Here is a 25268-nt window from a genome sequence, read left to right on the forward strand (position 1 = left end):
GCGCTCAGTCGACCGCGATCGCGAGGTCCGTCGTCACATGCTCGACGGCTTCGAGCGGATCGTCGGTGAGGCGGATCAGCTCCAGGTCGGCGTCCTTGATCTTCCCGTCGGCGGCCATCGAGTCCTTCATCCAGGAGACGAGCCCGGCCCAGTAGTCCTCCCCGACCAGCGCGATCGGGAACCTGTCGATCGTGCCGGTCTGCACCAGCGTGAGCGCCTCGAACAGCTCGTCCATGGTCCCGAATCCGCCCGGCAGAGCGATGAAGCCCTGCGCGTACTTCACGAACATGGTCTTGCGCGCGAAGAAGTACCGGAAGTTGATCCCGAGGTTCACGTACGGGTTCATGTCCTGCTCGTGCGGCAGCTCGATCCCGAGCCCGACGGACACTCCCCCGGCCTCGTGCGCGCCCTTGTTCGCGGCCTCCATGATGCCCGGGCCGCCTCCCGTGATGGTCGCGTAGCCGCGCTCGGCGAGCAGCCGTCCGACGGTCTCCGCGTGGGCGTAGTCGTTGGCATCGACCTTCGAGCGGGCGGACCCGAACACCGTGATCGCCGGGCCCAGCTCCGCGAGCGCGCCGAAGCCCTCCACGAACTCCGACTGGATGCGCAGCACGCGCCACGGGTCGTCATGGAGCCAGCTCGGGCTGTCCTGCTCCCCCAGCAGCCTCCCGGACGTGGACGTGGTGGGGACGTTGCGCCCGCGCAGCAGCACGGGCCCTTTGCGGTACTCGGCCACGGTGACCTCCTTGCATGGATGGATCGGTGGACAGGGACGATGCGGCAGCCAGGGACGATGCCTCGGTCGCGGTGGACGCCGATCAGGACGTGAGCCAGGCCTCCAGCCCGGCGCGCACCGCGCGGATCTGGCTGACGGGGCAGCGCTCCTGATCGGCGTGGGCGAGCTCGGGGTCGCCGGGACCGTAGTTGACCGCGGGCACGCCGAGCGCGCCGAAGCGCGCGACGTCGGTCCACCCGAGCTTGGCGCGGGGCGGCTCGACGCCGGTGGCGATGACCGCGTCGACGAACGACGTCGCGAGTGGCGCGTCGAGCCCGGGCCGGCAGCCCTCCGCACGGTCCGTGACGACGATGCGATGCTCGCCCACGCCGGACGCCGCGACGACCTCGGACACGTGCGCGATCGCGTCGTCCGCCGACTTGTCGGGCGCGAAGCGGTAGTTGATCGTGACGATGCATTCGTCGGGGACGACGTTGCCGGCGATGCCGCCGCCGATGCCGACGGCGTTGAGCCCCTCGCGATACGTCAGGCCGTCGACCTCGACCGCCGCGGCCTCGTAGGACGCGAGCGCGGCGAGCACGGGCGCGGCCGCGTGGATCGCGTTCACGCCCTTCCACGAACGCGCGCTGTGCGCGGCCGTGCCCGGCACGACGACGTCGACGCGGATCGTGCCGTTGCAGCCGCCCTCGATGGTCGCGCTCGTCGGCTCCCCGAGCACCGCGAAGTCCGCCGCGAGCAGGTCGGGCCGCTCGCGCGACAGGCGCCCGAGCCCGTTGCGGGTCTCCTCGACCTCCTCCTGGTCGTAGAGGATCCAGGTGATGTCGCGCGTCGGCGCGGTGAGCGAGGCGGCGAGGGACAGCTGCACCGCGACCCCGGACTTCATGTCCACGGTGCCGCGACCCCACAGGGTCTCCCCGTCATCGTCCCAGCGTCCGGGGACGTTGTCCTTGATCGGGACGGTGTCCAGATGCCCGGCGACGACGACGCGCTCGGCCCGGCCCAGCATCGTCCTGGCGACGATGTTGTTGCCCAGGCGGGTCACATCGAGGTGCGCGAGGGCACTGAGGGCCTCCTCCACCTGGTCGGCGATCAGCAGCTCGTCGCCCGAGACGGACGGGATGTCGACGAGCGCCTTGGCGAGCTCCTCGACGGGTGCGGTGAGGTCAAGCGTCATACGGCCACCCTAGCCGCGGGTCCTGACACGCCCTGTCACGTGCGTCGCCTCAACTACCCTGGGGACCATGACTCGCACCGCCTACGCATACGGACTCGCCACCATCGACGCCTCCGGCACGGTGCTGGACGTCTGGTACCCCGCCCCCGCCCTCGGAGAAGCGCCCGCGGACCACAGCGCACCCGCGGAGCTCACTGCGGCCGAGCGGGTGGATGAGCTGCGCGCCGTAACGGTCAAGGTCGTCTTCACGCAGATCGACCTCGACGCCGCGCCCGCCGACGTTCCCGACGCGTACCTGCGCCTTCACCTGCTGTCGCACCGGCTCGTCCTGCCGAACTCCCAGAACCTCGACGGGCTGTTCGGCGCGCTCACGAACGTCGTGTGGACGTCCGAGGGCCCGTGCGCCGTCGAGGGCTTCGAGGCCGTGCGCACGCGCATGCGCGCCGCGGGCAGGCACCTCACCGTGCACGGCGTCGACAAGTTCCCGCGCATGGTCGACTACGTCGTCCCGTCCGGCGTCCGGATCGCCGACGCCGACCGCGTCCGTCTCGGCGCCCACCTCGCGGCGGGCACGACCGTGATGCACGAGGGCTTCTGCAACTTCAACGCCGGCACGCTCGGCGTCAGCATGATCGAGGGCCGCATCTCCCAGGGCGTCGTGATCCACGACGGCGCCGACGTCGGCGGCGGCGCCTCGATCATGGGCACCCTGTCCGGCGGCGGCAAGGAGGTCGTGTCCGTCGGGGCGCGCTCGCTCCTCGGCGCGAACGCAGGCCTCGGCATCGCGCTCGGCGAGGACTGCGTGGTCGAGGCCGGCCTGTACGTCACCGCGGGCACCAAGGTCACCCTCAAGGGCCGCACCGACGAGGGCGGCAACCCGATCGTGGTCAAGGCGCGCGAGCTGTCCGGCCAGGACGGCCTCATGTTCTGGCGCAACTCCGTGACCGGGGCCATCGAGGTCGTGGCGCGCGAGGGCAAGGGCATCGAGCTCAACGCGGCGCTGCACGCGAACTGATGGCGGAGCGCCCGCGCCGCAGGGGGGCCAGGGCGATAGCGTTCCTCACCTTCGCGGCCGTCGCGGTCGCGGGCGTCGTGTGGGGTCCCGAGCTGTGGGAGCGGCATGGCGACCGCCTGTCCACCCAGAAGTGCACCGTGACCTTCGAGGACGCGAGCTACACGCTGACCGCGGAGCAGTCCGACAACGCCGCGATCATCGCGGCACGCTCGGTCCCCGCCGGGCTCAAGGCGCGCGCCGTCACGATCGCGCTCGCCACCGCCAACCAGGAGTCGGGGCTGCGCAACCTCGAGTACGGGGACCGCGACTCGCTCGGCCTGTTCCAGCAGCGTCCCTCGCAGGGCTGGGGCACCGAGGACGAGATCCTCGACGTGCGCTACGCCGCCGACGCGTTCTACGACGCCCTGATCGGCGTCTCCGGATGGACGGAGATGGAGATCACGGACGCGGCGCAGGCCGTGCAGCGCAGCGGCTTCCCCGAGGCCTACGCCAAGCACGAGGAGGAGGCACGGGTGTGGGCGACCGCCCTGCGCGGCTACGGCGGTGCGGACGCTGTCTCGTGTGACATCTCGACCCCGGACGCCTCCACTCCCACGGCCTTCTCCAAGCGCCTCGCGGCAGATTTCGGCGACGGGTTCTACTCGGTAGCGGTCAGCGGGATGGGAGAGGCGACGTCGGTGCGCGTCACGGCCGCCGATGGCTCGGAGGTGAGCCGCGACCAGGTGGCGGCGTGGGCGGTTGCGACCGCCAGCACGACGGGCGTGACCTCGGTGATCACGTCGGAGAGCTCGTGGAGCGTCGAGGACGGGATGACGTCGATCGGGGACGAGTCGCTCGGCGACGCCGTCGAGATCGGGATCCGCACCGAGGTGGAGCCGACGGCCTCGTGACGACTAGCGTCCCTCGGCCTTGCGCTTCATCTTGAGGTACTCGCGCTCGATCCTGTCCTCGGTCACGGCCCCCGCGCCGGGCAGGAACGCGTTCGCGGCGACGAAGATGAGCGCGATGCCCATCCCGAGCATCGCCCACGCGGGCCAGAAGTAGCCCCCGCCGTCCATCCACCACACGAACGTCAGGATCCCCCACACCACGATGCAGACCACGAGGTACCAGTAGAAGCCGTTGCGCGCCTCGACGCGGCGCTTCGCCTCACGCCTCAGACCGTCGTCGTCCATGGCGTTCTCCCCTCGCAGAGCTCCTCGCTCCACGGTAACGCGCCTGGAACCGACGCGCAGGGGCGGACCGCGTCAGAGGTCGCGGTCCTCCATGAGCACGAAGTCGCGGTTGACCTCGCCCGTGTAGATCTGGCGGGGGCGACCGATCTTGGTGCGCGGGTCCTTCATCATCTCGCGGTAGTGCGCGATCCAGCCGGGCATGCGGCCGAGCGCGAACAGCGGCGTGAACATCGTGTGCGGGAAGCCGATCGCGGAGTACAGGAGCCCCGTGTAGAAGTCGACGTTGGGGTAGAGCTTGCGCTCGATGAAGTACTCATCGCTGAGCGCGATCTCCTCGAGCCGCTTGGCCATCTCGAAGGTCTGGTTGTCGCCGCCGAGCTTCTCGAGGACCTTGTCGGCGACGCCCTTCACCACAGCGCCGCGAGGGTCGTAGGACTTGTAGACGCGGTGGCCGAAGCCCATGAGGCGGGCGCCCTCGGCCTTGTCCTTGACCTTCGCCACGAACTGCTCGACGGTGTCGCCGCTCTCCTTGATCTGGTCGAACATGCGCAGCGCGGCCTCGTTCGCGCCGCCGTGCAGCGGGCCCGACAGCGCGGTTACGCCTGCGGCGACGGACGCGTAGATGTTGGCCTGCGACGACCCGACGATGCGGACCGTCGACGTCGAGCAGTTCTGCTCGTGGTCGGCGTGGAGGATGAGGAGCAGGTCCACCGCGCGGCGGACCTCGGGGTCGATGTCGACCTCGCCCGAGCCGTCGGAGAACGCGATGCGCAGGAACTCGTCCACGTAGTGGCCGCCGCGCCTGGGCTCGATGAGCTCGCCGCCGCGGCCGCGGCGCTGAAGGTAGGACACGACGGTCGCGGTCTTCGCGAGCAGCTGGACGGTGGCCAGCTCGGTCTCGTAGTCGCCGCGGCCCACCGACTCGGGGTAGAACGTGCTCAGCGCGCTCAAGGCCCCGGACAGCACGGCCATGGGGTGCGCGTCACGCGGGAAGGCGTTGAGGAACGCCTTCATGCCCTCGTGGAGGTGCATGTGGCGCGAGACGCGGTTGTTGAGCGACGCGAGCTGGTCGCGGTTGGGAAGCTCGCCGTGGATCAGCAGGTGCGCGACCTCGAGGAACGTCGACTGCTCGGCGAGCTGCTCGATCGGGTAGCCGCGGTAGCGCAGGATGCCCGCGTCGCCGTCGATGTAGGTGATCGAGCTCGAGCACGAGGCGGTGTTCATGAACCCGGGGTCGACGGTGACGAGCCCGGTGTCCTTGAGGAGCGTGGGGATGGCGAAGCCGTCGTTGCCCACGCTGGCACGCTCGATCTCCAGGTCTCGGGTGACTCCGTCGACCGTCAACTGGGCGTTCTCAGCGGGGACCATGCGGCTCCTTCCAGACGACGCGTGCGCGCCTTGGGTGGGTGGGGCGGCACTGCCCCTCAGGACTTCTTGGCGACGAGTTTACTCAGAGTTTGCCAGTCGGCGCACTGCCTCGCCGATCCTCTCGTCCGTCGAGGTGAGAGCGATCCGCACGTGCCGACGGGCGGCCTCCCCGTAGAACTCACCCGGAGCGGCGATGATGCCCCGATTCGCCAGTTCGCCCAGCGTATCCCAGCAGTCCTCGTCCCGGGTAGACCACAGGTACAGGCCCGCCTGCGAGCCCTCCACGCGGAAGCCGAAGGCCTCCAACGCGGGCCTCAGCGCCTCCCGGCGCGCGCGGTAGACCTCGCGCTGCGAGGTGACGTGCGCATCGTCCGCGAGCGCCGCGGCCATCGCGGCCTGCACCGGCGCCGGCATGATGAAGCCCGCATGCTTGCGCACCTCGAGGAGACGCTTCACGAGCGCGGGGTCGCCCGCGACGAAGGCCGCGCGATAGCCCGCGAGGTTCGACTGCTTGGACAGCGAGTAGACCGAGAGCAGGCCCGCATGGCTCCCACCCGCGACCTCGGGGTCGAGGATCGAGGGCACGCCGCCAGTCACCCAGGGCTCGTCCCACGGCAGCTCCGCGTAGCACTCGTCGGAGGCGACCACGGCGCCGATCTCGCGAGCGGCCTCGACGATGCGGCGCAGCCCGTCGCGCGACAGGACGTCGCCGGTCGGGTTCGACGGCGAGTTCACCCACACGAGGCGCACCGACCGATCGCCGGCCCACTCGTCGACGTCGTCCGCCGGTCGGGGCGTCGCGCCCGCGAGCCGCGCGCCGACGTCATACGTCGGGTACGCGGCGGTCGGGTGGACGACGGTGTGGCCCTCGCCGATGCCGAGCAGCGCGGGAAGCAGCGCGACCAGCTCCTTCGAGCCGATCGTCGGCAGGACCCCGGCGGGGTCCAGGTCCGGCACGCCCCGACGCCTCGCGTACCAGGCCGCGATCGTCTCGCGCAGCGGCGCGGTGCCGTACGTCTGCGGGTAGCCAGGGGCGTCCGCGGCAGCGATCAGCGAGTCCCTGACCACCTGGGGGGTCGGGTCCACGGGCGTGCCGACCGAGAGGTCGACGATCCCACCCGGATGCTGCGCGGCGCGCTCACGGAAGGGGACGAGCGAGTCCCAGGGGAAGTCGGGCAGCGCTGACGGGTGAAGAGCCACTGACGCGTCAGGCCTGCGGCGGGAAGGCCTTGATGACGTCGTGATCGTGCTCGATCACGCCCATCTTGGCGGCACCGCCGGGCGAGCCGATCTCGGAGAAGAACTCCACGTTCGCCTTGTAGAAGTCCGACCACTTGTCCGGCAGGTCGTCCTCGTAGTAGATCGCCTCCACGGGGCACACCGGCTCGCAGGCGCCGCAGTCGACGCACTCGTCGGGGTGGATGTAGAGGCTGCGCTCACCTTCGTAGATGCAGTCCACCGGACACTCGTCGACGCACGCCCGGTCCTTGACGTCGACACAGGGCAAAGCGATGACATACGTCACGGTGACTCCCTCCCAAGGGCCTCATGGAACTCTCGCATCATACCGCCGCGCGGGGCACGAAAACGTGCTGGTACCCCCGCCGGTATGGGCCTACTCGTCGGAGCTGTCCGCGCTGTCGGAGCTGTCGGAGCTGTCGGAGCTGTCGGACGCCGACACGCACTTGACCGCGTCATCGGCGTTGTAGGTCCACGTGAAGCTCTCGTCCTTGACCTGCTCACCGTCCAGGAACACGTCCCGGTAGTTGGTGATCGTGAAGCCCGGCTGTCCCGCGCTCTTCGCGGCGCAGTTCGCCGAGGTCACCTTCTTGGTCGTGGGCTGGACGATGTTGGTCTTGTCGGACGCGTGCGTCTCGACCGTGTAGTACGGCGTGGACCAGACGTCGACGTGCACGTAGCCGTCCTCGACGTAGGCGTTGAAGACCGCGGCGTACGGGGTGTCGTTCGTGAAGCGCACGTTGATCTGCGTGCCGTAGATGGTCGACTCGCGTCCGGCGGGGTAGCGCTCGAACCACACCGTGTGCGGCCGGAACTGGTTGATGTCATAGCCCGCGAAGTAGGCCGCGTTGTACGTGGTGGTCGCCATCTGCGACAGGCCGCCGCCGATGCCGTTCGTGAGGACGCCGTTCACGATCACGTGCGCGTAGCCGTAGCCCTCCTCCTCGGTGATGGGCGACAGCACGTCGTGGAGATTGAACTCCTCGTCGGGCAGGATCACCGTGCCCGCGACGTCAGCCGCGGCGGTGATGAGGTTCTGCGTGCGGATCGTCTCGTTGGTGAGCGGCGTCTTGAACGACGACACGATCTCCTTGAAGTCGTCCGACCCGAGCGTCTCCGTCGTGTACTCCGCCTCGGTGGCCTTGAACGGCATCTCTGCCGTGGCGTCGTCAGCGGTCACCGCCGTGACGAGCGTCGCGCCGAGCGCGTCGGCGTCGACGGTCAGGCCCGGCGCACCCTCGTCGATCACGATCTTGTGCTTCGCGTTGAAGCTCACGGTCGCGTCGACAGGATCCGTGACGAGCTCGGGGTGGTCCCCGAGAAGGGTCGTCGCGATCGACTCGCCGTCGATCGAGAGCGTGTAGGCGCCGTCGACGATGTCGACGCTCGCGGCCGCGGCGATCTGCTTCGCGGGGACGACGATGTCGTCGCCGTCCCACGTGAGCGTCGCGTCGGTGCTGAGCGCGCCCGAGTTGAGGGAGTCGGCGTACGACTCCGCGTCCTCGAGAGACAGATCAGGCTCGGTGAAGGTCGCCGGCACCTCGATCTGCGTCGAGGGCCACGCGTCGTTCACGGTCGTGCGCACGTCCTCCGTGGTGACATCGACCTGCGAGATGCCTGCGACGGCCTCGGCTACCCCGTCGACGATCTCCACGCGGGCATCCGACGCGTCGACGTCGAGGACTGATGCGACCACGGCGGTCTCTGCCTTGAAGGCATCCTCGTCGGTGGTGATCGAGGGGTCGATCTCTCCGATGCCCGCGACGTAGCTCCACAGGCGCATGGGGTCCAGGCTGAAGCCGGTGTGTCCGGCGACCGTCTTCTCGACGTTGATGGACAGGCCGAGCTTCTCGGGGAAGGTCAGGTAGGACGAGCTGTCGACGGTGAACGACACCGCCGCCGCGTCGACCTCGTCCGCGGCGGGGGTGAGCGCGGCGATCGCGTCCTCTGAGGTCATGCCGCCGATCTCGACGCCGAGGACCGTCGCACCGTTCGGCACGCGATCAGCGATCGCGGCCTCGGCGATGACGTACAGGAGGCCGATCACGACCACCACGATCGCGACGACGCGGGGCCAGCGCCTGCGGCGCTTGGGCTCGGGCTCGCGCGTCAGGAACTCCGGCAGCGGCTCCTCGTCCGGCTCCTGCAGGCCGACGTAGTTGGTCTGAGTCACGGGATCGATCGGCTCGATCGGAGCCGCCTCCTGCGCGGGAAGGATCTCCGTCGCGTAGCCGGGATCCTCCTGCGGCGCGGGATCGGCAACGACCTCTGCCTCTGCCTCTGCCTCGGGCATGAACTCCGCCGCCGCGAGGACGGCCGTCGCCTCTGCGGCATCGGACGCGCCAGGCTCGTAGGGCTCGGGCTCGGGCTCAGGCTCAGGCTCAGGCTCAGGCTCAGGCTCAGGCTCAAGCTCAGGCTCAGACTCAGACTCAGACTCGGCAGCGTCGGACTCGACAGGCTCGTCGGGCTCGAGATCGGCGGCGAGCGCGGAGGCGGAGGCCGTTGCCAGCCCGGTCTCGGCGTCCGCGGCGTCCTCCTGGTCCACGACGGGTGCATCGCTCTCGGGCTCGGGCGCGAAGATGGACCTCCGCTCGGGCGCAGCAGCGGGCGCAGGCTCAACGTCGGCCTGAGCCTCAGCCTCAGGCTCGAAGTCGGGCGCAGGAGCAGTCTCGGCCTCGACGTCGAGCTCGGGCTCGATCTCAGGCTCCGACTCGGCCTCAGCCTCGCCCTCCGAGGCGGATTCCGCCTCGGGCGCGGGCGACTGCGACGAGGGCGCGGTGAAGCTCGCGAGGTACGGGCTGATCGGAGCCGGGCTCGCCTGCTCCGACGCATCGGCTGCCACCGGCTCCTCCGCCGCGACCGCATCGTCGGCGACTGCAGCATCGTCCGCGACCGCATCGTCGGCGACTGCAGCATCGTCCACTGCAACCGCATCGTCCGTGGCGGCGACGTCCTCGGTCACCGAGGACGTGTCCGCCTCCGGAACCTGATCATCGACGACGTCCTCGGTCGCCTCGGCCTCAGGATCGACGACGCCCTCCGCGGTCTCGGGCGCCTCCGCGCTGGCAGCGGCGCTGCGGCGCTTCTGCCCTGCCACGGTCCTGCGGCGCACCTGCCCGCCGCCCTGCTGCTGCGCGTTGTCCAGCCGACGCCTACGCGACATTCTCACGTCCCTTGATCAAGAAGCTCGGGGTGAACGACACCAGCACGATCGCCGCCGCCGAGCCGAGCAGATAGGTGTAGCCGAGCGCGTCCTCGACGATCAGCACGGAACCGCCAGGGCCCTCCTGCGCGAGCAGGAACACGACGAGCGCCCAGGCGCCCGAGTAGAGCGCGAGGCCCGCCCAGTCGTGCCAGGCGCGCGCGAACAGCGCCCCGGTGAAGGTCATCGCCACGACGGCGATCACGCCGAAGAAGGGGTAGACCCGATGCGAGAGCGTCCCGACGGCCGCGATCGCGGCCCCCATCAGGAGCAGCCCTCCGAGTCCAAGAGCATGCCGCGTCATGCCGCCTACTCTACTTCCGGCCGTACGGGACCTCTGCCAACCGCCGGGCGTGTGCGGACACCGGCCCGACGCCCGCCGCGGCGGTTGCGATCCCTCGAGACGACGCAGGCCCGGCCCCCACGACGGGGGGCCGGGCCTGATGCCTGAGGTGCCGGCTGGCTACGCGTTCTGACGCTTGGCGCGCGACGCGGCGCGGCCGCGCTCGGTCTGGTCCAGGATCACCTTGCGGATGCGCACGTTCTCCGGCGTGACCTCGACGCACTCGTCCTCGCCCGCGAACTCGAGGCACTCCTCGAGGGTCAGGCGGCGCGGGGGCGCGAGGCGCTCGAGCTCCTCCGCCGTGGACGAGCGGATGTTGTTGAGCTTCTTCTCCTTGGTGATGTTGACGTCCATGTCCTCGTTGCGCGAGTTCTCACCGACGACCATGCCCTCGTACGTGTCCTCGGTGGGGCCGACGAAGAAGGTGCCGCGCTCCTGCAGCGCCATGAGCGCGTTGGACGTGACCGCGCCAGCGCGGTCCGCGACGAGCGAGCCGTTGGAGCGGTACTCGATGAGACCCGCCCAGGGCTCGTAGCCCGCCGCGATCGACGACGCGATGCCGGTGCCGCGGGTGTCGGTGAGGAACGTCGAGCGGAAGCCGATGAGGCCGCGCGCGGGGACGATGAACTCCATGCGCACCCAGCCGGTGCCGTGGTTGGCCATCGACTCCATGCGGCCCTTGCGCGACGCGAGGAGCTGCGTGACGGCGCCGAGGTGCTCCTCGGGCACGTCGATGGTCATGTGCTCCATCGGCTCGTGGACCTTGCCGTCGATCTCCTTGGTGACGACCTGCGGCTTGCCGACCGTGAGCTCGAAGCCCTCGCGGCGCATCTGCTCGACGAGGATCGCGAGCGCGAGCTCGCCACGGCCCTGAACCTCCCACGCGTCCGGGCGCTCGGTCGGGAGCACGCGGATGGAGACGTTACCGATGATCTCCTTGTCGAGGCGGTCCTTGACCTGACGCGCGGTGACCTTGGCACCCTTGACGCGGCCGGCCAGCGGCGAGGTGTTGATTCCGATGGTCATCGAGATCGCGGGGTCGTCGACCTGGATGAGCGGCAGCGGGCGCGGGTCGTCGAGGTCGGTGATGGTCTCGCCGATCGTGATGTCCTCGATGCCGGCGATCGCGACGATGTCGCCCGCGAACGCCTTCTCAGCGGGAACGCGCTCGAGGCCCTTGGTCTCGAGCAGCTCGGTGATCTTCACCTGCTTGATCGAGCCGTCGTGGCGGGCCCATGCGACCTGCTGGCCCTTGCGGATCTCGCCGTTGAAGACGCGCAGCAGCGCGAGGCGGCCGAGGAACGGCGACGCGTCGAGGTTGGTGACGTGCGCCTGGAGCGGGGAGCCCTCGTCGTACGACGGCGCGGGGATGCGCTCCATGATGACCTTGAACAGCGGCTCGACGGTGTCGCCCTCGGGGAGGGTGCCGTCGGCGGGCTGGGTGAGGGAGGCGATGCCGTTCTTCGCGGACGCGAAGACGACGGGGACCTCGAGCAGCGCATCGACGTCGAGGTCGGGGACCTCGTCCTCGAGGTCGGAGGCGAGGCCGAGCAGCAGGTCGTGGGTCTCCTCGACGACCTCGTCGATGCGGGAGTCGGGGCGGTCGACCTTGTTGACGACGATGATGACCGGCAGCTTCGCGGCGAGCGCCTTGCGCAGCACGAAGCGGGTCTGCGGGAGGGGACCCTCGGACGCGTCGACGAGCAGGACGACGCCGTCGACCATCGACAGGCCGCGCTCGACCTCGCCGCCGAAGTCGGCGTGGCCGGGGGTGTCGATGACGTTGATCGTCGCGCCGCCCTCGGGGGCCGCCTCGCCGGTGTAGCGGATGGCGGTGTTCTTCGCGAGGATCGTGATGCCCTTCTCGCGCTCGAGGTCGCCCGAGTCCATGGCGCGGTCCTCGACGTGAGCGTGGTCGCCGTAGGCGCCGCCCTGGAGGAGCATCGCGTCCACGAGGGTGGTCTTGCCGTGGTCGACGTGGGCGACGATCGCGACGTTGCGCAGGTCTGAGCGCAGGGGCATGCGTGTACTCGTTTCGTAAGGGAGGGAGCCGGTCCCTCCCTGGGCCGACGGCCTCATTGTATCGCCGTCCGAGCACGAGCCCCGCTCCGGCCGGAACGCTCACCCTCGCGGGGGACGCGCCGATGGGAGGGCGACAGCATCGCGCACGCCGCCCGCGTCGCGCGCCACAGCAGGAAGGGCACCGACGATGGCGACACTCAAGCCGACGCGACAGCACGCAGGCCTCGGCACCACCGACTCAGTCAGGCGCGTAGGCCTCGAGGCGTTCATCGACGGGATCCTGATCCCGGTGTTCATCGTCGGCCTGGACGGGCGCATCGAGTACATCAACAAGGCCTCGTGCGGCGCGATCGGCGCGATGGGCGGCGTCTCGCCCGAAACGTTCCTCGGCGTCGTGATCGAGGACTTCAAGAACGTGTCGCGCATCTCCGTGAGCCCGGCGGACTACCCCAAGCACAACTCGTTCTCGATCAACGGCGGGTTCGTCGCGACGACGTTGAACCTGCTCGTCGATGACAAGGGCCGGCCGACCTGCTTCACGTACTCGTGGGAGGACCGCACGCAGGCCGAGCAGATCCGCAGGTCGTCGCACGACACCGCGCAGCAGATCATGGCCCTGTCCGGCCAGCTCGAGGTCGTCACCGGCCAGCTGAGCCAGCAGGCGCTGAGCACCTCGGACGGCGCTACGACCGCCGCCGCGGCGGTCGAGCAGATGAGCGCGTCGGTGCACGAGATCGCGTCGTCCGCCACCAAGGCGGTCGAGGTCGCGAACGAGGCCGTCGGCGCCGCGGGCGAGGCCACCGACCGGGTCACGAAGCTCGACTCGTCGAGCCAGGAGATCGGCGTGGTCGTCAAGCTCATCACCCAGATCGCCGACCAGACCAACCTGCTCGCCCTCAACGCGACCATCGAGGCCGCCAGGGCCGGAGAGGCCGGCAAGGGCTTCGCCGTCGTCGCGTCCGAGGTCAAGGAGCTCGCCCGCGAGACCGCCGACGCCACCAAGCGCATCACCGAGATGATCAGCGGCCTTCAGGACGACAGCGCGCACGTCACGACGTCGCTCACCGCGATCACCGAGCTGATCGACCAGATCTCCGGCGCGCAGACCTCGATCGCGGGCGCGGTCGAGGAGCAGTCCGCGACCACCAACGAGATCTCGCGGTCGGTCGCGGATGTCGCGAGCACCGCGCAGACCACCTCGGAGGACGTGGCGACCATCGCGGCCGGCGTGGCCGAGGTGGCCGAGGCGTCGCACGCGCTGGAGGCGCTCACCAACCAGTAGCCGTCCGCGTGGCACGCTGAGGGCATGGAGATCGTGCACCTGGCGCGTGCGTCGGATTGGGAGGCCGCGAAGACGGCCGGTGAGTACCGCGTCTCTGGGGTCGGGATGACCCTCGAGTCCGAGGGGTTCATCCACTGCTCGACGTGGCTGCAGCTGCCGCGCACCGCCAAGCGCTTCTACGCGGACCTCGCGGAGCCGCTCGTCGCGCTCGTCATGGACGAGGACGCGGTCCGCGGGCGGGCACCGAGGTCCGGTACGAGGGCGACGACGAGCAGTTCCCGCACATCTACGGCCCGATCGACCCCGCCTGGGTGTCGCCGCGGCCCGCGAGCATCGAGAAGGGCTGGCTCACCTTCGAGTGAGCGGCTTCGAGTGAGCGGCTTCCAGCGGGCGGGAGCCCGCCGGGACGATGCGGGTCGGGGTTCCGGGACGATGCGGCTCAGGCGGCCACGGCGGTCGGCGGCTCCACCGTCGGGGGCGCGGTCGGCGGGACGAGGACCGTGACGTCCTCGGCCACCGCATCGTCCCTCTCCCCCAGCTTCACGACCACGACTCCGCCGAGGACGAGCAGCGCGCCGAAGGCCTGGGTCAGGCCGGGGGCCTGGCCCAGCAGGAACCACGCGAACAGCGTCGCCGCGACCACCTCGAAGAGTCCCACGAACGACGCGAGCCTCGCGCCGAGGCGGCGGGTGGCCGCGATGCCGGCCACGTACGACACGCCCGCGGTGATGACGCCGAGCGCTCCTAGGACGGCCCACAGCGGCGCGTCGAACGGCACGAAGTGAACGGTCCCGGTGTGGAAGGCGATCGGCAGGACGCCGAGCGCGGCCGCGGTCACCAGGCCGAGGGCGGCGACCACGAGGCCTCCCGCGGCAAGCGTGAGCGGGGGCAGCTCGACGGAGTCGTCGCCCGAGATGATGAAGTAGCCGGCCGCGCCGATCATCGCGCCGAGAGCCCACGCGATGCCGGTGATGGACAGCGGGCCGCCTCCCACGATGTCGAGCAGCAGGAACAGTCCCGCGGCGGCGACGCCGGCTCCGAGGAACGTGGCGCGGGTGGGGCGATGGCCGTACCGCACCCACATGAACGCGATGACGGCGAGCGGGGAGAGGTACTCGATGAGCAGCGCGACGCTCACGTCGAGCGTGCCGACCGCCATGAAGTAGCACAGCTGTGCGCCGACCACCGCGAGGAGGCCGTACGCGACGATCGTCCCGAGGCCGCGACGCAGCAGGGACCAGTCGCCCTTGAGCGCGAGCAGGCCGGGGATCACGAGGACGACGGCGGCGATGGCGACGCGCGCGAGCGTGGCCGCGCCCGCGGACCAGCCGAGGTCCATGAGCCCGCGAGCGAGGCTTCCGGACAGGCCGAAGGAACCTGCCGAGACCAGCGCGAAGCCGAGTCCGGAGGTGAGACGCCCCACACGTGCGTCATGAGTCAAAGTCGCCATGGCACCTGACATTAGCGGGGCGATGGTAATGTGTCAAAATGCGTTTCACCGATGACACCGCCATGGCGCTCGAGTCGGGCGTACGCCTGTCCAACACCGAGCTCGAGCCGGACACGATGACGACCCTCGACCAGCTCGTGTCCTTCTTCCGCGAGTACGGCTACTCCGGCCCCGAGCCCACGCAGCGCGACCTCGCGCAGGTCCGCGCGATACGCACCCCCCTGCGCGAGCTGTTCACCGCGACGCGCGACGAGGCGGTCCCGCTCGTCAACCGGATCCTCGAGGAGGCGCAGGCGGTCCCCCGCCTCGTGCGCCACGACGAGACCGACTGGCACATCCACGCGGTCGCCGACGACAGCCCCTTCGCCGAGCGCGTGATGGTGGAGACCGCGATGGGCATGGTGGACGTGATCCGTGAGGACGAGATGAGCCGCCTGGACCGCTGCGCCATGGACGACTGCGACGGCGTGGTGATCGACCTGTCCCGCAACCGATCGCGCAAGTACTGCTCCGTGACGTGCACCAACCGTGCCGCGCAGGCGGCGTTCCGCGCCCGCCAGGCCTCCGAGGACTGAGGAACCCTCTCACCTTCGAGATCGCGGCCGATAGGGGCCATGAGCGGCACCCGGGGGGCGCCGCCTGTCCCGGGAGAGACCCATGCACTTCGGCAGCACCCACTCGCCCCACGGCCGCGGCGACCACCCGCTTCTCAGCAGCACCGCGAGCCTGCGCGCGATCCTCGACAGCCTGCGCGCCAACGTGTTCCTCGCGGACCTCGACCACAACATGATCTACGCGAACCCCATGGCGCTCGAGGCGATCAAGGGCATCCACGGCTCGATCAAGGACAGCTTCGGCGTCGACAGCGGAGACATGCTCGGCGGTCAGATCCACCGCTTCCACTCCGACCCCTCGCGCATCGCCCGCCTCCTGGGCGACGGCCGCAACTTCCCGCGCGAGGCATCGTTCTCCTTCGGGGAGACGACGCTGCACACCAACATCAACACCGTGAAGGACGCCGCCGGCAAGGTCATCGGCTACTGCGTGGTGTGGACGGACGCCACGTGGGACGAGTCCGTCGGCGAGGTCGCCCGCGACACGAGCGGCCGCATCCTCGACAAGAGCGACAGGCTCGACTCGCTCTCGCGGGCCCTCACGGACCAGGCGAGCCGCACCTCGGACGGCGCGCAGACCGCCGCAGCCGCGGTCGAGCAGATGAGCGCCGCCGTCAAGGAGATCGCGGGGTCGACCGCGCAGGCCTCGACCGTCGCTCGCGACGCCGTCGACTCGGCGAGCGCGGCCTCCGAATCCGTGTCCAAGCTCGACGCCTCGAGCCAGGAGATCAGCGTGGTCGTCAAGCTCATCACCCAGATCGCCGACCAGACCAACCTGCTCGCCCTCAACGCGACCATCGAGGCCGCCCGCGCGGGAGAGGCCGGCAAGGGCTTCGCCGTCGTCGCCTCCGAGGTCAAGGAGCTCGCCCGCGAGACCGCCGACGCCACCAAGCGCATCACGGACATGATCGCCGGCCTCCAGACCAACGCGTCCGAGGTCACCGAGGCGCTCGGGTCCATCTCGGGCCTGATCGACCAGATCTCCGAGGCCCAGACCTCGATCGCGGGCGCGGTCGAGGAGCAGTCCGCGACCACCAACGAGCTCGCCGCCTCGGTGAGCCGCGTGGCCCAGGCGGCGCAGGAGACCACGCACGACGTCGCCGAGATCGCGCAGGAGGTGGGCGACGTTCGCGACGAGACGCAGAAGCTTCAGCGGGTCGCTTCCGGCTCCTGACGCCGCCGCACCGCGCGCGCGACGACCCCCGCCGTCACCTGGCACGCCACCGCGGCGGCCCACATGAAGGCCGTGCCCCCGATCCTGTCCGCGCGCGTGAGCGGGCGGCCTGCGCCTTCCAGCTCATGCCTCGCGCGCCGCGCGCCCGGCAGCATCACCGGCACCGCGGTCGCGACGCCGGCCGTGTAGCCGCGCGCTGCCACCGACTGCGCGAGGTGGGTCCACACGTGAGCCTCGAGCCCCGCGACCGCCGCGCGGTACAGGCGCGAGCGCCCCTCGGTCCTCGCCCCGCGCACGCACGCGGTCCCGACCAGCACGCCCATGAGCCCGACCGCCAATGCGCCCTGGGATCGGTCCATGCGCACCGCGTCGATCCCCGTGGCGTCGGCGAGCCGCTGCGACATCGCGGGGAACGCTGCGATCTCCTCGAGGTCGTGGAGGGACCACGCGAGGAACAGCGCCGAAGGACCGGACAGGGCCATGCCCCCAACGTAACCCCGCATCGTCCCGGCTACCCTGGGACCATCGGACGATGCCGGGGAGGGCCTCATGGACGACTCGACGGTGACGGGGCTGCTCGCGGAGCTCGAGGCCCTCGAGGACCCCAAGATGCGGGCCATCAACGAGCGCCACGGCGACGACCACGGCGTGAACCTCACGAGGATGCGGGCGATCGCGAAGCGCCTGGGCAAGGACCAGGACCTCGCTCTCGCACTGTGGGGGACGGAAGGAACCGCTGCGAGGCTCCTCGCGCTGCTCGTGTGCAAGCCGAGGGCGTTCTCCGCCGCGGACCTGGACGCGATGATGCGAGACGGCAGGCGCCCCAAGATCCAGGACTGGCTGATCAACTACGTCGTCAAGAAGGGACCGCACGCCGCGGAGCTGCGCGACCTGTGGTTCGACGACCCGGACCCGTGGGTCGCCGCCGCAGGCTGGGCGCTCACCTGGGACCGCGTCGTGAAGAGCCCCGAGGGGCTGGATCTCGACGCGCTGCTGGACCAGGTGGAGCGTGAGATGAAGTCCGCCGACTCGCGACTGCAGTGGGAGATGAACAGCACGCTCGCACAGATCGGCATCACGGACCCGTCGCGCCGCGAGCGCGCTCTGGCGATCGGCGAGACCCTCGAGGTGCTCAAGGACTACCCGACGCCCCCGAACTGCACCTCGCCCTACGCGCCGCTGTGGATCGCGGAGATGGTGCGACGCAGCGAGGGCTCCTAGGCCTCGCCGAGCACCGACTGCCCGATCGGACCGGGGTTGTACGCGATCTCCCACAGGAAGCCATCCGGGTCCGCGACGTAGCCTGACCGCCCACCCCAGTCGCGCGTCGTCGCCGCATGCACGAGCGTCGCCCCCGCCTCGACCAGCTCGCCGATCACGCGGTCGACGTCCTCGATCTCGCGGACGTTGTGCGCGAGCGTGAACGGAGGCGCGCCCTCTCCCCTGGCCACCGGCCCGATCTCGGCGACCGCGGCATCGTCCTGCCACAGCGACAGGACCACCCGGTCAGCCACGCGCACCATCAGCACCTCGCCGGGCACGTCGAGCTCCGGCGTCCAACCGAGCGCCTCGACGTAGAAGGCGCGGCTGCGCGCGAGATCGCGGACGACGAGGGTGACGAAGGAGAGTCGCGGGTCCATGCCTGCGACGCTACGCCTCGGGCATGACATCGTCCTCGGCGAGGTCAGGCTCCGCCGTGCCCCGCTCGTCGACCATGGCCGCGCCGACGAGCAGATCGGGAAGACCTCCGCGCGGGTCGATCGCGGCCCACAGCACGAGCGTCGCCGCGAACGCGTGGCCGAGGATCACCAGGTAAGGGCTCACTCCCGACGCTCCCTCGAGCCCGGAGCCCACCGCGCACAGGGTCGCGTAGACGCCGAGGCCGGCGAACCCGCGCAGGACGATGCGGGCGCGGCTGACGTCGCCGCCCCAGCGCCCGGCGGGGCGGAGCCACACGATCCGCTCCCCCCAGGACGGCCCCCCGCGCACGACCGACGGGACCAGCACGACGAGCCCGCCGATAGCGAAGGCGAAGGCATGACGCGAGGCCGAGTCCGCGTCGGTGCCGCCCGCGGGCGCCACGAGGTCGATGACCTGGAACGACAGGAGCGCCGTGGCCCACAGGATCGCGAGATCGAGCACGACCGACGCGCCTCGGCGCAGGCCCAGCACGGGCCGAGGCCGCAGCCGCCCCTCGGTGAGCCTGCTCGCGGGAGGCATCCAGAACAGCAGCAGGGGCGCGATGATCGCACCGATGAGCGCGCCGAGCGAGTTCGCGAGCAGGTCGTCGATGTCGGCGACGCGATACTGGCAGCCGACGAGCGACCAGCCCCCCGAGTACTGCGTGAGCTCGATCGCGAGCGACGCGAAGACGCCGGAGAGCACGGCAAGCACGAACGGCATGTTGAAGTAGCGTCGCGCGAGGATGCCCCACGGGATGAAGAGGACGACGTTCATCGCGACCTGCAGCACCGTGAAGGAGAGAAGCGCGTCGGGCATGCCGTAGTGCGCGACGGCCCAGCGGATGTCGTCGATCGAGTGGAAGACGTCCAGCTCCATCGTGCCGCCGCGATCGGACGCGCACCACGAGTCGGTCCCGGGGGTCGGAAGCAGGGTGTACGCGACGAGCGCGACACCGTAGATCGAGACCGCGGCGGCGCCGCCCGCGCGCGTGAGGCTCAGGCCCCCGTAGGCGCGGATCTGGTACAGCAGGAGCGGTGCGAGGATGACCCCCCACAGGGCTCCGCCGGTGATGATCGCCGCGAAGGCGGGCGAAGCCCAGGTATCGAACACAACTGCTATTCAACCCGACGCGGGCTGCGCGGGGCGCGATTCTGCGACAACTGTGGGTTGCGGTGGACGGTCAGTCGCCGTCTCCGCCATCGCTTCCGCCATCGCTGTCGGAGTCTCCCCACTGGCTCCAGTCCACGTCGGACTCGTCGACGCTCGCGTAGGGGTCGCGCGGCGTCTCCATCGCACGGGCGTTGCGCCAGACCTCGGCAGGCGACTCGCCTCGCCGAGCCGCTGCGATGAAGCCGTAGATCAGCAGCGCGGCGACCAGGCCGAGGACGACGTAGACGATGGTCATGCGATCGCTGCGGTCGGAGAGGACATGTCACTTTCCTACAGGGAACGTGAAGCGATGTCGAGCAGGCCTCGAGGATGGCGCCGCTCGAGCCCGCCTCATCTTCGCGGTCTCGGCGCGGGGAGTGCCTCGGCGGTTCCCCGGACGAGCTCCTGCAGTCGGTCGGGGTCCTCGAGGAGGTCCGCGTCGACGATCGGGTGAGGCTTCGCACCCGGGTACGGCTCGCCGACGTCGAAGCCCTCCGTCACCGGCGTCGGTTTGAGGAACAGCGTGTCGTCGCAGATCAGCCCGACGAACGTGTCCTCGCAGTACAGCCCGAACTCGCCGAACATCGCGCGGGCGCGGACGTCGAGAGGCGCGAGCTGCTCAAGGAGATAGTCGACGGTCTGTCGCGAGGTGGCCATGGACTCACCGTAGGCCGGGGGTCCGACACTGTGCTCGGCCGGCAGACCGCCCCGCCGGGGCGCACCCGACCCGGCCACGTCCGTACGATGCTTCTCGTGCCCCTCACCCCAGCCCGAGCATCGTCCTGATGCCTCCCCGTTCGCCGCTCCCCCAGCGCCACGGGCTCGACGCCGCGTGGGTGCGCACGCCCGACCCGCTCCCCGACGGATCGCTTCAGCACGGGACGATGCGGGAGTTCCTGCTCGCGCGGCTGCCGGCCGCCGCGGAGGTTCCGCGCCGGCTGGAGGCCGGCGAGTTCGTGGACGATGCGGGGCGGGCCTGGACGGGGGACGAGGACTATCGGCCGCGTACGTTCGTGTGGTTCCACCGCGAGCTCGCGCCCGAGACCCCCGTGCCGTTCCCGATCCCCGTGCTGGACCGCACCGAGAACCTGCTCGTGGTCGACAAGCCCCCCTTCATGGCGACGACACCGCGCGGCTTGCACGTGCGCGAGACGGCGCTCATCCGCTTGCGCGTCGAGCTGGACCTTCCCGAGCTGGCGCCCGCGCATCGTCTGGATCGCCTGACCGCCGGAGTGCTGGTGCTCACGACGCGGCGCGAGGTCCGCGGCGCGTACGCGAAGGCGTTCCAGTCGCGGCGGATGTCCAAGACGTACGAGGCGATCGCGCCGCACGATGCGTCGCTCACCTTCCCCCTGCGCCTGGTCGGGCGCATCGAGAAGCGGGTGGGGACCCTGCAGGCCTCGCTTGTGCCAGGGGAGCCGAACGCGGAGACCCTGGTCGAGGTCCTCGAGGTGCGCGGCGGCTACGCGAGGTATCGACTGACGCCCGTCACGGGCAAGACGCACCAGCTGCGGCTGCAGATGTCGGACGCGGGGCTGCCGCTCGTCGGCGACCCGCTGTACCCGCACGTGCTGCCCGATGACCCGGCCGACTTCTCCGAGCCGCTGCGGCTCGTCGCTCGCCGCCTGCGCTTCACCGATCCGCTTGATGGCGCGGAGCGGGACTATGCGAGCCCGCGCGAGCTCGAGTGGCCGACAGCCTAGACCCCGCGCGGCTCACGAGAAGGGTCAGACCTTCTTGACCACGCTGGACTTGAGCTGCATCTGCCCGAATCCATCGATCTTGCAGTCGATGTCGTGACCATCGACCCCGTCGACAAGCCGGATGCCGCGCACTTTGGTGCCCACCTTGATCGGCTGGGGCGAGCCCTTCACCTTGAGGCTCTTGATGACAGTCACGGTGTCGCCGTCCGCGAGCACGTTCCCGACGGCGTCCTTGATCACGCGAGGCTCGTCGCCAGCCGTATCGACCTCCAGCTCCGCCGACCACTCGTGACCGCACATCGGGCACACGAGGAGCGCGCCCATCTCGTAGGTGAGGTCGGACGCGCACTCGGGGCAGGGAGGCAGGGTGTCGCTCATGCGGCCAACGGTAGCGCGGCATGCGCGGCGTGGCCCGGCGGTCGTGAACCTAGCCCTCGTATCCGATGAGCCAGGTGATTCCGAAGCGGTCGACGACCGTGCCATCATGGGCACCCCACGGCCGCAGCTGCAGCGGATCGCGGATGCGGCCGTCGTCGGCAAGGGCCGCGAACCAGGACTCGAGCTCAGCGGGCTCCGCCGTGCCGAGCAGCGAGAACATGACCCCACGAAGCTCAAGGGCCTCGTCGTCGGGCCCCGCGTCGGCCGCGAACAGTTCGACTCGCCCCTGCAGCATGCCGTGGGCGATCGAGTCCTGCGGCCCGTCCGTGCGGCCGAAGTCCGCATACGAGTTGAGCACGAGGTCCCCGCCGAAGACTCCCTGGTAGAACGTCAGGGCGTCGCGCGCCGCACCGTCGAAGTGCAGGTACGGGGTGAGACCGGTCATGCGACGACGCTAACCCCTTGGCCGACGGCGGGCCAGCCCGTCCACCTCGCCACGTACCGCCGCCTGGCCGGGATGGCGATAGACGAGCCCGTAACGCCAGAACAGCTTCCGCCGCACCGTCGAACCCGGGAGGACATCTGCGGCGATGGCGCGGATCTCATCGAGGCCGAGCACGGGCTCCGTGGTGGGTGCTGACATCGCCACGCGGGACTCCGCGGCGTCGCGTCGCTTGAGGAAGCCGAGGATCGGGTTCGCCAGGAGGGCAGCGGTGGACACCACGCGGTCCGCTGCAGTCTCCTCCCGATAGCAGCCGACGATGATCACACGTCCGCCCGGCCGCAGCATCGCCCTCATCTGAGCGAGCGTCTCCTGAAGCGGAAGATGATGCACCACCGCCACAGCGGTGATCGCGTCGTATGACGGCGCGGCTGAGAGCGTCGCGAAGTCCTCGCACGACACGGTCACGTTGTCGAGGTCGCGCAGTCGCTCCTCGGCGAGACGAACCGTGGCCTCATCGCTGTCGATGCCGCGCACGGAGTCCACGGTCGACGCCAGCGCGCGCACCAGGTTCCCCGTCCCGCATCCGACGTCGAGCACGGCGTGCGCCCCATGGGGGACACTCCGCAGTACCCAGCTCCGATAGTGGTCGTTGTGGCTCCACGGGTACGCGCGGTTGAACTCATCGAGGCGACGAAGGAGGCGCTCGCGTCTCGACGCGCGTGCGATGCCGACGAGACTCACGCGTCGAACGCTACCGGGCCGCGCGATGTCCGCGGCGTGCGGAGTGCTAGTAAGCGGGTGAAGGCTCCTCCTCACCGTAGGAGACGAAGCCGTCGTCGCCGATGCTGACGCCGCCTGCGTCCACCTCGTCCGACCACACCGCGTCCCCGACGACGATGGCCGCGAGCTCGCTGACCTCGTTCGCGTCGAACCGCGTGGTCAAGGTGCTCTCCTCGCTGCCGCCGAGCTCGATCAGCCGATTGGCAGAGATCTCCTGCGTGAGCGGATACATGTAGCCCACCAGCGCATCGTCGTCGTACAAGGGGGTCGAGCCGGTGATCTGCTCGCTGAGGACGAGGTAGAACCGGATGAACGCGTCCTGGTCCGGGTCGCCGGTGAGGACCACGTGCGAGAGCGTGATGCTCGCGGTCTGGGCGTCGACGAGGTCGATGGCGTAGGTCCACCCGCCGTTCGCGCCATCGCCGAATGCCACCGGCGCCGTCGCATAGTCCTCGAACATGCCGAAGGACAGCGGGTACCGGACCGTGCTGGCCGACGGCGTCACGGAGGCCGACGGGTCGCTCGGCAGCGACTGCCCCCATTCGACCGCGAAGCAGCCCGGATGCTGATCGACCATCTCGCCGACCGCATAGCGACCGAGGTCGTCGCCATCCGCCGTGGAGACCTTGACGGTGTAACGCGTCAGACTGGTCGGCTGGGTGACGGAGAGCCTGAGGCTGTCGGCCTCCGCGTCCCCGATGATGCCCTGCAGCTCGGCCACGGAATCGGCATCGGCTTCCAACCCCACCAGGAGCTCCGCCGTCACCGCGTCGACATCGCCGTCCTGCGCCGCCTCGAGGAAGCCTCGCACCGCCGATTCCACGCTCGGTTCGCCGCGGTCACATGAGTTCGCCGAGGCCGCCGGCTGCACGGGGGATGCGTCGAGCACGCTGCCGCCCACGCCGCTCGCGACGAAGGCGACGACCGCGACTGCGCTCACCGTGCCCGCCGTGTACCACGCGGCCCGACGCTGTCGACGGCTCCTGATCCGCTGCCACGCGGCGGCCGAGCGCAGGGCGCTGTCGCCCCGCGCATCGATCTGTCCGCCGACCCGGTCCGTACCGTCGTGAAGAACCTCTCCCAGGTCGCTCATCGCCGGGCCTCCTTCACTCTCACGGTCTCTCGCAACTCGTCGTCGTCGCCCGGTTCGAAGTGCTGCGAGAGCAGCGCTCGGCCGTCCGACAGGTACCGCTTGACCGTGCCCTCGGAGGCCGTCATCGCGGACGCGACGGCGGCGACGGTCATGTCGTCGAGGTAGCGCAGGACGATCGCGGTGCGCACTCGCGGAGGCAGCGACGCGAGCGCGACGGCGACCGCTTCGTCACTCTCGACGGCAACCTCTGGGCTGGGGACCACCTCGTCGCGAGCGAGCTTGGGGAGGCGTGCCGTCCATCGCGCGTTCCTGCGCACGGCGTCGATATGAAGGTTCCGAATCGTGGCCCGCACGTACGCCTCGGCCGCGGCGAGGTCCTGCCACCGTCGCCGCTTCGAGAAGGTCTTGACGATCGCGTCCTGGACGAGTTCCTCAGCCCCACTGTACGAGCCGACCAGCGCGTACGCATACGCGCTCAAGCGCCGCATCGACTGCGCGTACAGCGCCTCGACGACGTCCCTGTCCTTCATCAATCAACCCCCGATCGAAGGGTAGAACGAACACCCTCGTCGATCGGTTGGGACGCTCACTCGTGAGCGGGCACGAGCCGGCCCGCCCCGGACCAGGCGGGTCACGCCGTGAGGAACCACTGCGTCGCCATCGCAACGTAGACGCCGATCAGGGTCCACGCATGCGCAGGCAACCCGGTCCACGAACGCCTCACCGTGAACGGCTCCGTGGACACGTCCCGGTCCGGACCGCCGAGCGCCTCCACGACCTCCTCCGCCACCTGGTCCACGCGCGTGCGGCGTTCGAGCATCAGCATGAGGTTCGTGGCCTGAATCGCCCCGCAACGGCGCGTCGATCCGTCCGACAGCACGAGCTTCAGCGACGAGAGTCCCTCGGACTCCACCGAAGCGACCGCCTCACGCGGATACTCGACCGTCGTGAACGTGCCCACCACCGTCAGGCGCGCATCGTCCACGACCACCCGCCGGCGGAAGGCGGCCGCGGATCCCCACGCCGTGGCCAGCACCGCATACGTCGTGAAGACCAGGACCCCCGTCACATCGTGAGCCTCACGGCCGACGGTCACCGACACCAGCGTCACGATGAACGACATGGGGTAGAGGGCCAGCATCGCCAGCGTGCGAAGCGGCTCCGACGTACGCCAGACCTGAGCCTCACCTCGGACACGCTCCCTCACCGCGCGCGAGCTCCCGAGATTCATGCGGGAAGCATA

Annotated in this window: 29 protein-coding genes; 8 read left to right on the forward strand and 21 right to left on the reverse strand. The window is 70.2% G+C overall.

Going from position 1 to position 25268, the window contains the following annotated elements:
• Window positions 1–4: 4 nt before the first annotated feature.
• Both AOP78_RS08925 and dapE read right to left on the reverse strand, forming a co-directional pair.
• Entirely contained in the window at window positions 5–736 is a 732-nt protein-coding gene (locus AOP78_RS08925) for an LOG family protein (RefSeq protein WP_236685345.1), read from the reverse strand.
• A gap of 82 nt (window positions 737–818) precedes the next feature.
• Window positions 819–1910 carry a succinyl-diaminopimelate desuccinylase gene (gene dapE, locus AOP78_RS08930; protein WP_062203405.1) on the reverse strand — a complete coding sequence of 364 codons (1092 nt, stop codon included), beginning with the start codon at window positions 1908–1910 and terminating at the stop codon, window positions 819–821.
• A 67-nt stretch (window positions 1911–1977) separates the two neighbouring features.
• On the opposite strand from dapE, the gene dapD reads away from it, so the two are divergent.
• Complete coding sequence (gene dapD, locus AOP78_RS08935; RefSeq protein ID WP_062203409.1) at window positions 1978–2925, forward strand: 2,3,4,5-tetrahydropyridine-2,6-dicarboxylate N-succinyltransferase; 948 nt, start codon at window positions 1978–1980, stop codon at window positions 2923–2925.
• The gene (locus AOP78_RS08940) at window positions 2925–3815 is read left to right on the forward strand and encodes a hypothetical protein (protein WP_062203410.1); all 891 of its coding nucleotides are present in this window, start codon (window positions 2925–2927) and stop codon (window positions 3813–3815) included. The genes dapD and AOP78_RS08940 overlap by 1 nt, the downstream gene beginning before the upstream one ends.
• A gap of 3 nt (window positions 3816–3818) precedes the next feature.
• Here the strand turns inward: AOP78_RS08940 and AOP78_RS08945 are convergent, their stop codons facing one another.
• The 7 genes from AOP78_RS08945 to typA all read right to left on the reverse strand — a co-directional run bounded on the left by AOP78_RS08945 (window position 3819) and on the right by typA (window position 12274).
• Window positions 3819–4100 carry a 2TM domain-containing protein gene (locus AOP78_RS08945; protein ID WP_062203412.1) on the reverse strand — a complete coding sequence of 94 codons (282 nt, stop codon included), beginning with the start codon at window positions 4098–4100 and terminating at the stop codon, window positions 3819–3821.
• 72 nt (window positions 4101–4172) lie between these two features.
• Window positions 4173–5468: a citrate synthase gene (locus AOP78_RS08950; protein WP_062203414.1), complete on the reverse strand. Its 1296-nt coding sequence runs from the start codon at window positions 5466–5468 to the stop codon at window positions 4173–4175.
• 78 nt (window positions 5469–5546) lie between these two features.
• The gene (gene dapC / locus AOP78_RS08955) at window positions 5547–6668 is read right to left on the reverse strand and encodes a succinyldiaminopimelate transaminase (protein ID WP_062203416.1); all 1122 of its coding nucleotides are present in this window, start codon (window positions 6666–6668) and stop codon (window positions 5547–5549) included.
• A 7-nt stretch (window positions 6669–6675) separates the two neighbouring features.
• Window positions 6676–6993 carry a ferredoxin gene (gene fdxA, locus AOP78_RS08960; RefSeq protein ID WP_062203417.1) on the reverse strand — a complete coding sequence of 106 codons (318 nt, stop codon included), beginning with the start codon at window positions 6991–6993 and terminating at the stop codon, window positions 6676–6678.
• Window positions 6994–7083: 90 nt separating this feature from the next.
• Window positions 7084–9870 (reverse strand): VanW family protein, encoded by a 2787-nt coding sequence (locus AOP78_RS08965; protein ID WP_062203419.1) that lies wholly within the window; start codon window positions 9868–9870, stop codon window positions 7084–7086.
• Complete coding sequence (locus AOP78_RS08970; RefSeq protein ID WP_152659481.1) at window positions 9860–10213, reverse strand: hypothetical protein; 354 nt, start codon at window positions 10211–10213, stop codon at window positions 9860–9862. The genes AOP78_RS08965 and AOP78_RS08970 overlap by 11 nt, the downstream gene beginning before the upstream one ends.
• 159 nt (window positions 10214–10372) lie before the next feature.
• Window positions 10373–12274: a translational GTPase TypA gene (gene typA / locus AOP78_RS08975; RefSeq protein WP_062203423.1), complete on the reverse strand. Its 1902-nt coding sequence runs from the start codon at window positions 12272–12274 to the stop codon at window positions 10373–10375.
• A 187-nt stretch (window positions 12275–12461) separates the two neighbouring features.
• Between typA and AOP78_RS08980 the strand changes: the two genes are divergently transcribed.
• Together AOP78_RS08980 and AOP78_RS15610 are read left to right on the forward strand one after the other, a co-directional pair.
• A complete protein-coding gene (locus AOP78_RS08980; RefSeq protein ID WP_062203433.1) occupies window positions 12462–13556 on the forward strand; it encodes a methyl-accepting chemotaxis protein in 1095 nt (364 codons plus the stop codon).
• A gap of 105 nt (window positions 13557–13661) precedes the next feature.
• Window positions 13662–14060, forward strand: coding sequence for a DUF952 domain-containing protein (locus tag AOP78_RS15610; RefSeq protein WP_369401088.1), 399 nt, complete (start codon window positions 13662–13664; stop codon window positions 14058–14060).
• On the opposite strand, the gene AOP78_RS08990 is transcribed toward AOP78_RS15610, so the two are convergent.
• Window positions 13996–14979 carry an EamA family transporter gene (locus AOP78_RS08990; protein WP_236685346.1) on the reverse strand — a complete coding sequence of 328 codons (984 nt, stop codon included), beginning with the start codon at window positions 14977–14979 and terminating at the stop codon, window positions 13996–13998. The two genes, AOP78_RS15610 and AOP78_RS08990, sit on opposite strands and share 65 nt — an antisense overlap.
• Window positions 14980–15044: 65 nt before the next feature.
• On the opposite strand from AOP78_RS08990, the gene AOP78_RS08995 reads away from it, so the two are divergent.
• Entirely contained in the window at window positions 15045–15581 is a 537-nt protein-coding gene (locus tag AOP78_RS08995; RefSeq protein ID WP_062203445.1) for a CGNR zinc finger domain-containing protein, read from the forward strand.
• An 82-nt stretch (window positions 15582–15663) separates the two neighbouring features.
• The gene (locus AOP78_RS15580; RefSeq protein WP_062203447.1) at window positions 15664–16794 is read left to right on the forward strand and encodes a methyl-accepting chemotaxis protein; all 1131 of its coding nucleotides are present in this window, start codon (window positions 15664–15666) and stop codon (window positions 16792–16794) included.
• On the opposite strand, the gene AOP78_RS09005 is transcribed toward AOP78_RS15580, so the two are convergent.
• Window positions 16770–17276 carry an HXXEE domain-containing protein gene (locus AOP78_RS09005; RefSeq protein ID WP_062203449.1) on the reverse strand — a complete coding sequence of 169 codons (507 nt, stop codon included), beginning with the start codon at window positions 17274–17276 and terminating at the stop codon, window positions 16770–16772. The genes AOP78_RS15580 and AOP78_RS09005 overlap by 25 nt on opposite strands.
• A gap of 67 nt (window positions 17277–17343) precedes the next feature.
• Here AOP78_RS09005 and AOP78_RS09010 point away from each other — a divergent pair, with 67 nt between their 5' ends.
• Window positions 17344–18015 (forward strand): DNA alkylation repair protein, encoded by a 672-nt coding sequence (locus tag AOP78_RS09010; protein WP_062203450.1) that lies wholly within the window; start codon window positions 17344–17346, stop codon window positions 18013–18015.
• Here the strand turns inward: AOP78_RS09010 and AOP78_RS09015 are convergent.
• From AOP78_RS09015 to AOP78_RS09030, 4 genes are all read right to left on the reverse strand, one after another.
• Window positions 18012–18434: a VOC family protein gene (locus AOP78_RS09015; protein WP_062203452.1), complete on the reverse strand. Its 423-nt coding sequence runs from the start codon at window positions 18432–18434 to the stop codon at window positions 18012–18014. The genes AOP78_RS09010 and AOP78_RS09015 overlap by 4 nt on opposite strands.
• A 10-nt stretch (window positions 18435–18444) precedes the next feature.
• Entirely contained in the window at window positions 18445–19587 is a 1143-nt protein-coding gene (locus AOP78_RS09020) for a VanZ family protein (protein WP_062203454.1), read from the reverse strand.
• Between the two features lie 70 nt (window positions 19588–19657).
• Entirely contained in the window at window positions 19658–19882 is a 225-nt protein-coding gene (locus AOP78_RS09025; protein ID WP_062203456.1) for a hypothetical protein, read from the reverse strand.
• A 95-nt stretch (window positions 19883–19977) separates the two neighbouring features.
• Entirely contained in the window at window positions 19978–20283 is a 306-nt protein-coding gene (locus AOP78_RS09030) for a TfoX/Sxy family protein (RefSeq protein ID WP_062203457.1), read from the reverse strand.
• A gap of 128 nt (window positions 20284–20411) precedes the next feature.
• On the opposite strand from AOP78_RS09030, the gene AOP78_RS09035 reads away from it, so the two are divergent.
• Complete coding sequence (locus AOP78_RS09035; RefSeq protein WP_062203459.1) at window positions 20412–21329, forward strand: pseudouridine synthase; 918 nt, start codon at window positions 20412–20414, stop codon at window positions 21327–21329.
• A gap of 24 nt (window positions 21330–21353) precedes the next feature.
• On the opposite strand, the gene AOP78_RS09040 is transcribed toward AOP78_RS09035, so the two are convergent.
• The 6 genes from AOP78_RS09040 to AOP78_RS09065 all read right to left on the reverse strand — a co-directional run bounded on the left by AOP78_RS09040 (window position 21354) and on the right by AOP78_RS09065 (window position 25256).
• Window positions 21354–21707 (reverse strand): zinc ribbon domain-containing protein YjdM, encoded by a 354-nt coding sequence (locus AOP78_RS09040; protein ID WP_062203461.1) that lies wholly within the window; start codon window positions 21705–21707, stop codon window positions 21354–21356.
• 49 nt (window positions 21708–21756) lie between these two features.
• A complete protein-coding gene (locus AOP78_RS09045) occupies window positions 21757–22152 on the reverse strand; it encodes a VOC family protein (RefSeq protein ID WP_062203463.1) in 396 nt (131 codons plus the stop codon).
• Between the two features lie 9 nt (window positions 22153–22161).
• Window positions 22162–22968 (reverse strand): class I SAM-dependent methyltransferase, encoded by an 807-nt coding sequence (locus tag AOP78_RS09050; protein WP_369401084.1) that lies wholly within the window; start codon window positions 22966–22968, stop codon window positions 22162–22164.
• On the reverse strand, window positions 22940–24025 hold the full coding sequence (locus AOP78_RS09055) for a hypothetical protein (RefSeq protein ID WP_062203464.1): 1086 nt from the start codon (window positions 24023–24025) through the stop codon (window positions 22940–22942). Before AOP78_RS09055 ends, AOP78_RS09050 begins: the two co-directional genes overlap by 29 nt.
• Window positions 24022–24555, reverse strand: a complete 534-nt coding sequence (locus AOP78_RS09060; protein WP_062203465.1) for an RNA polymerase sigma factor — start codon at window positions 24553–24555, stop codon at window positions 24022–24024. Before AOP78_RS09060 ends, AOP78_RS09055 begins: the two co-directional genes overlap by 4 nt.
• Before the next feature lie 101 nt (window positions 24556–24656).
• Window positions 24657–25256, reverse strand: a complete 600-nt coding sequence (locus AOP78_RS09065) for a PH domain-containing protein (RefSeq protein ID WP_062203467.1) — start codon at window positions 25254–25256, stop codon at window positions 24657–24659.
• Window positions 25257–25268 lie beyond the last annotated feature (12 nt).

The organism is Demequina salsinemoris (genome assembly GCF_000974805.1).
Classification (GTDB): domain Bacteria; phylum Actinomycetota; class Actinomycetes; order Actinomycetales; family Demequinaceae; genus Demequina; species Demequina salsinemoris.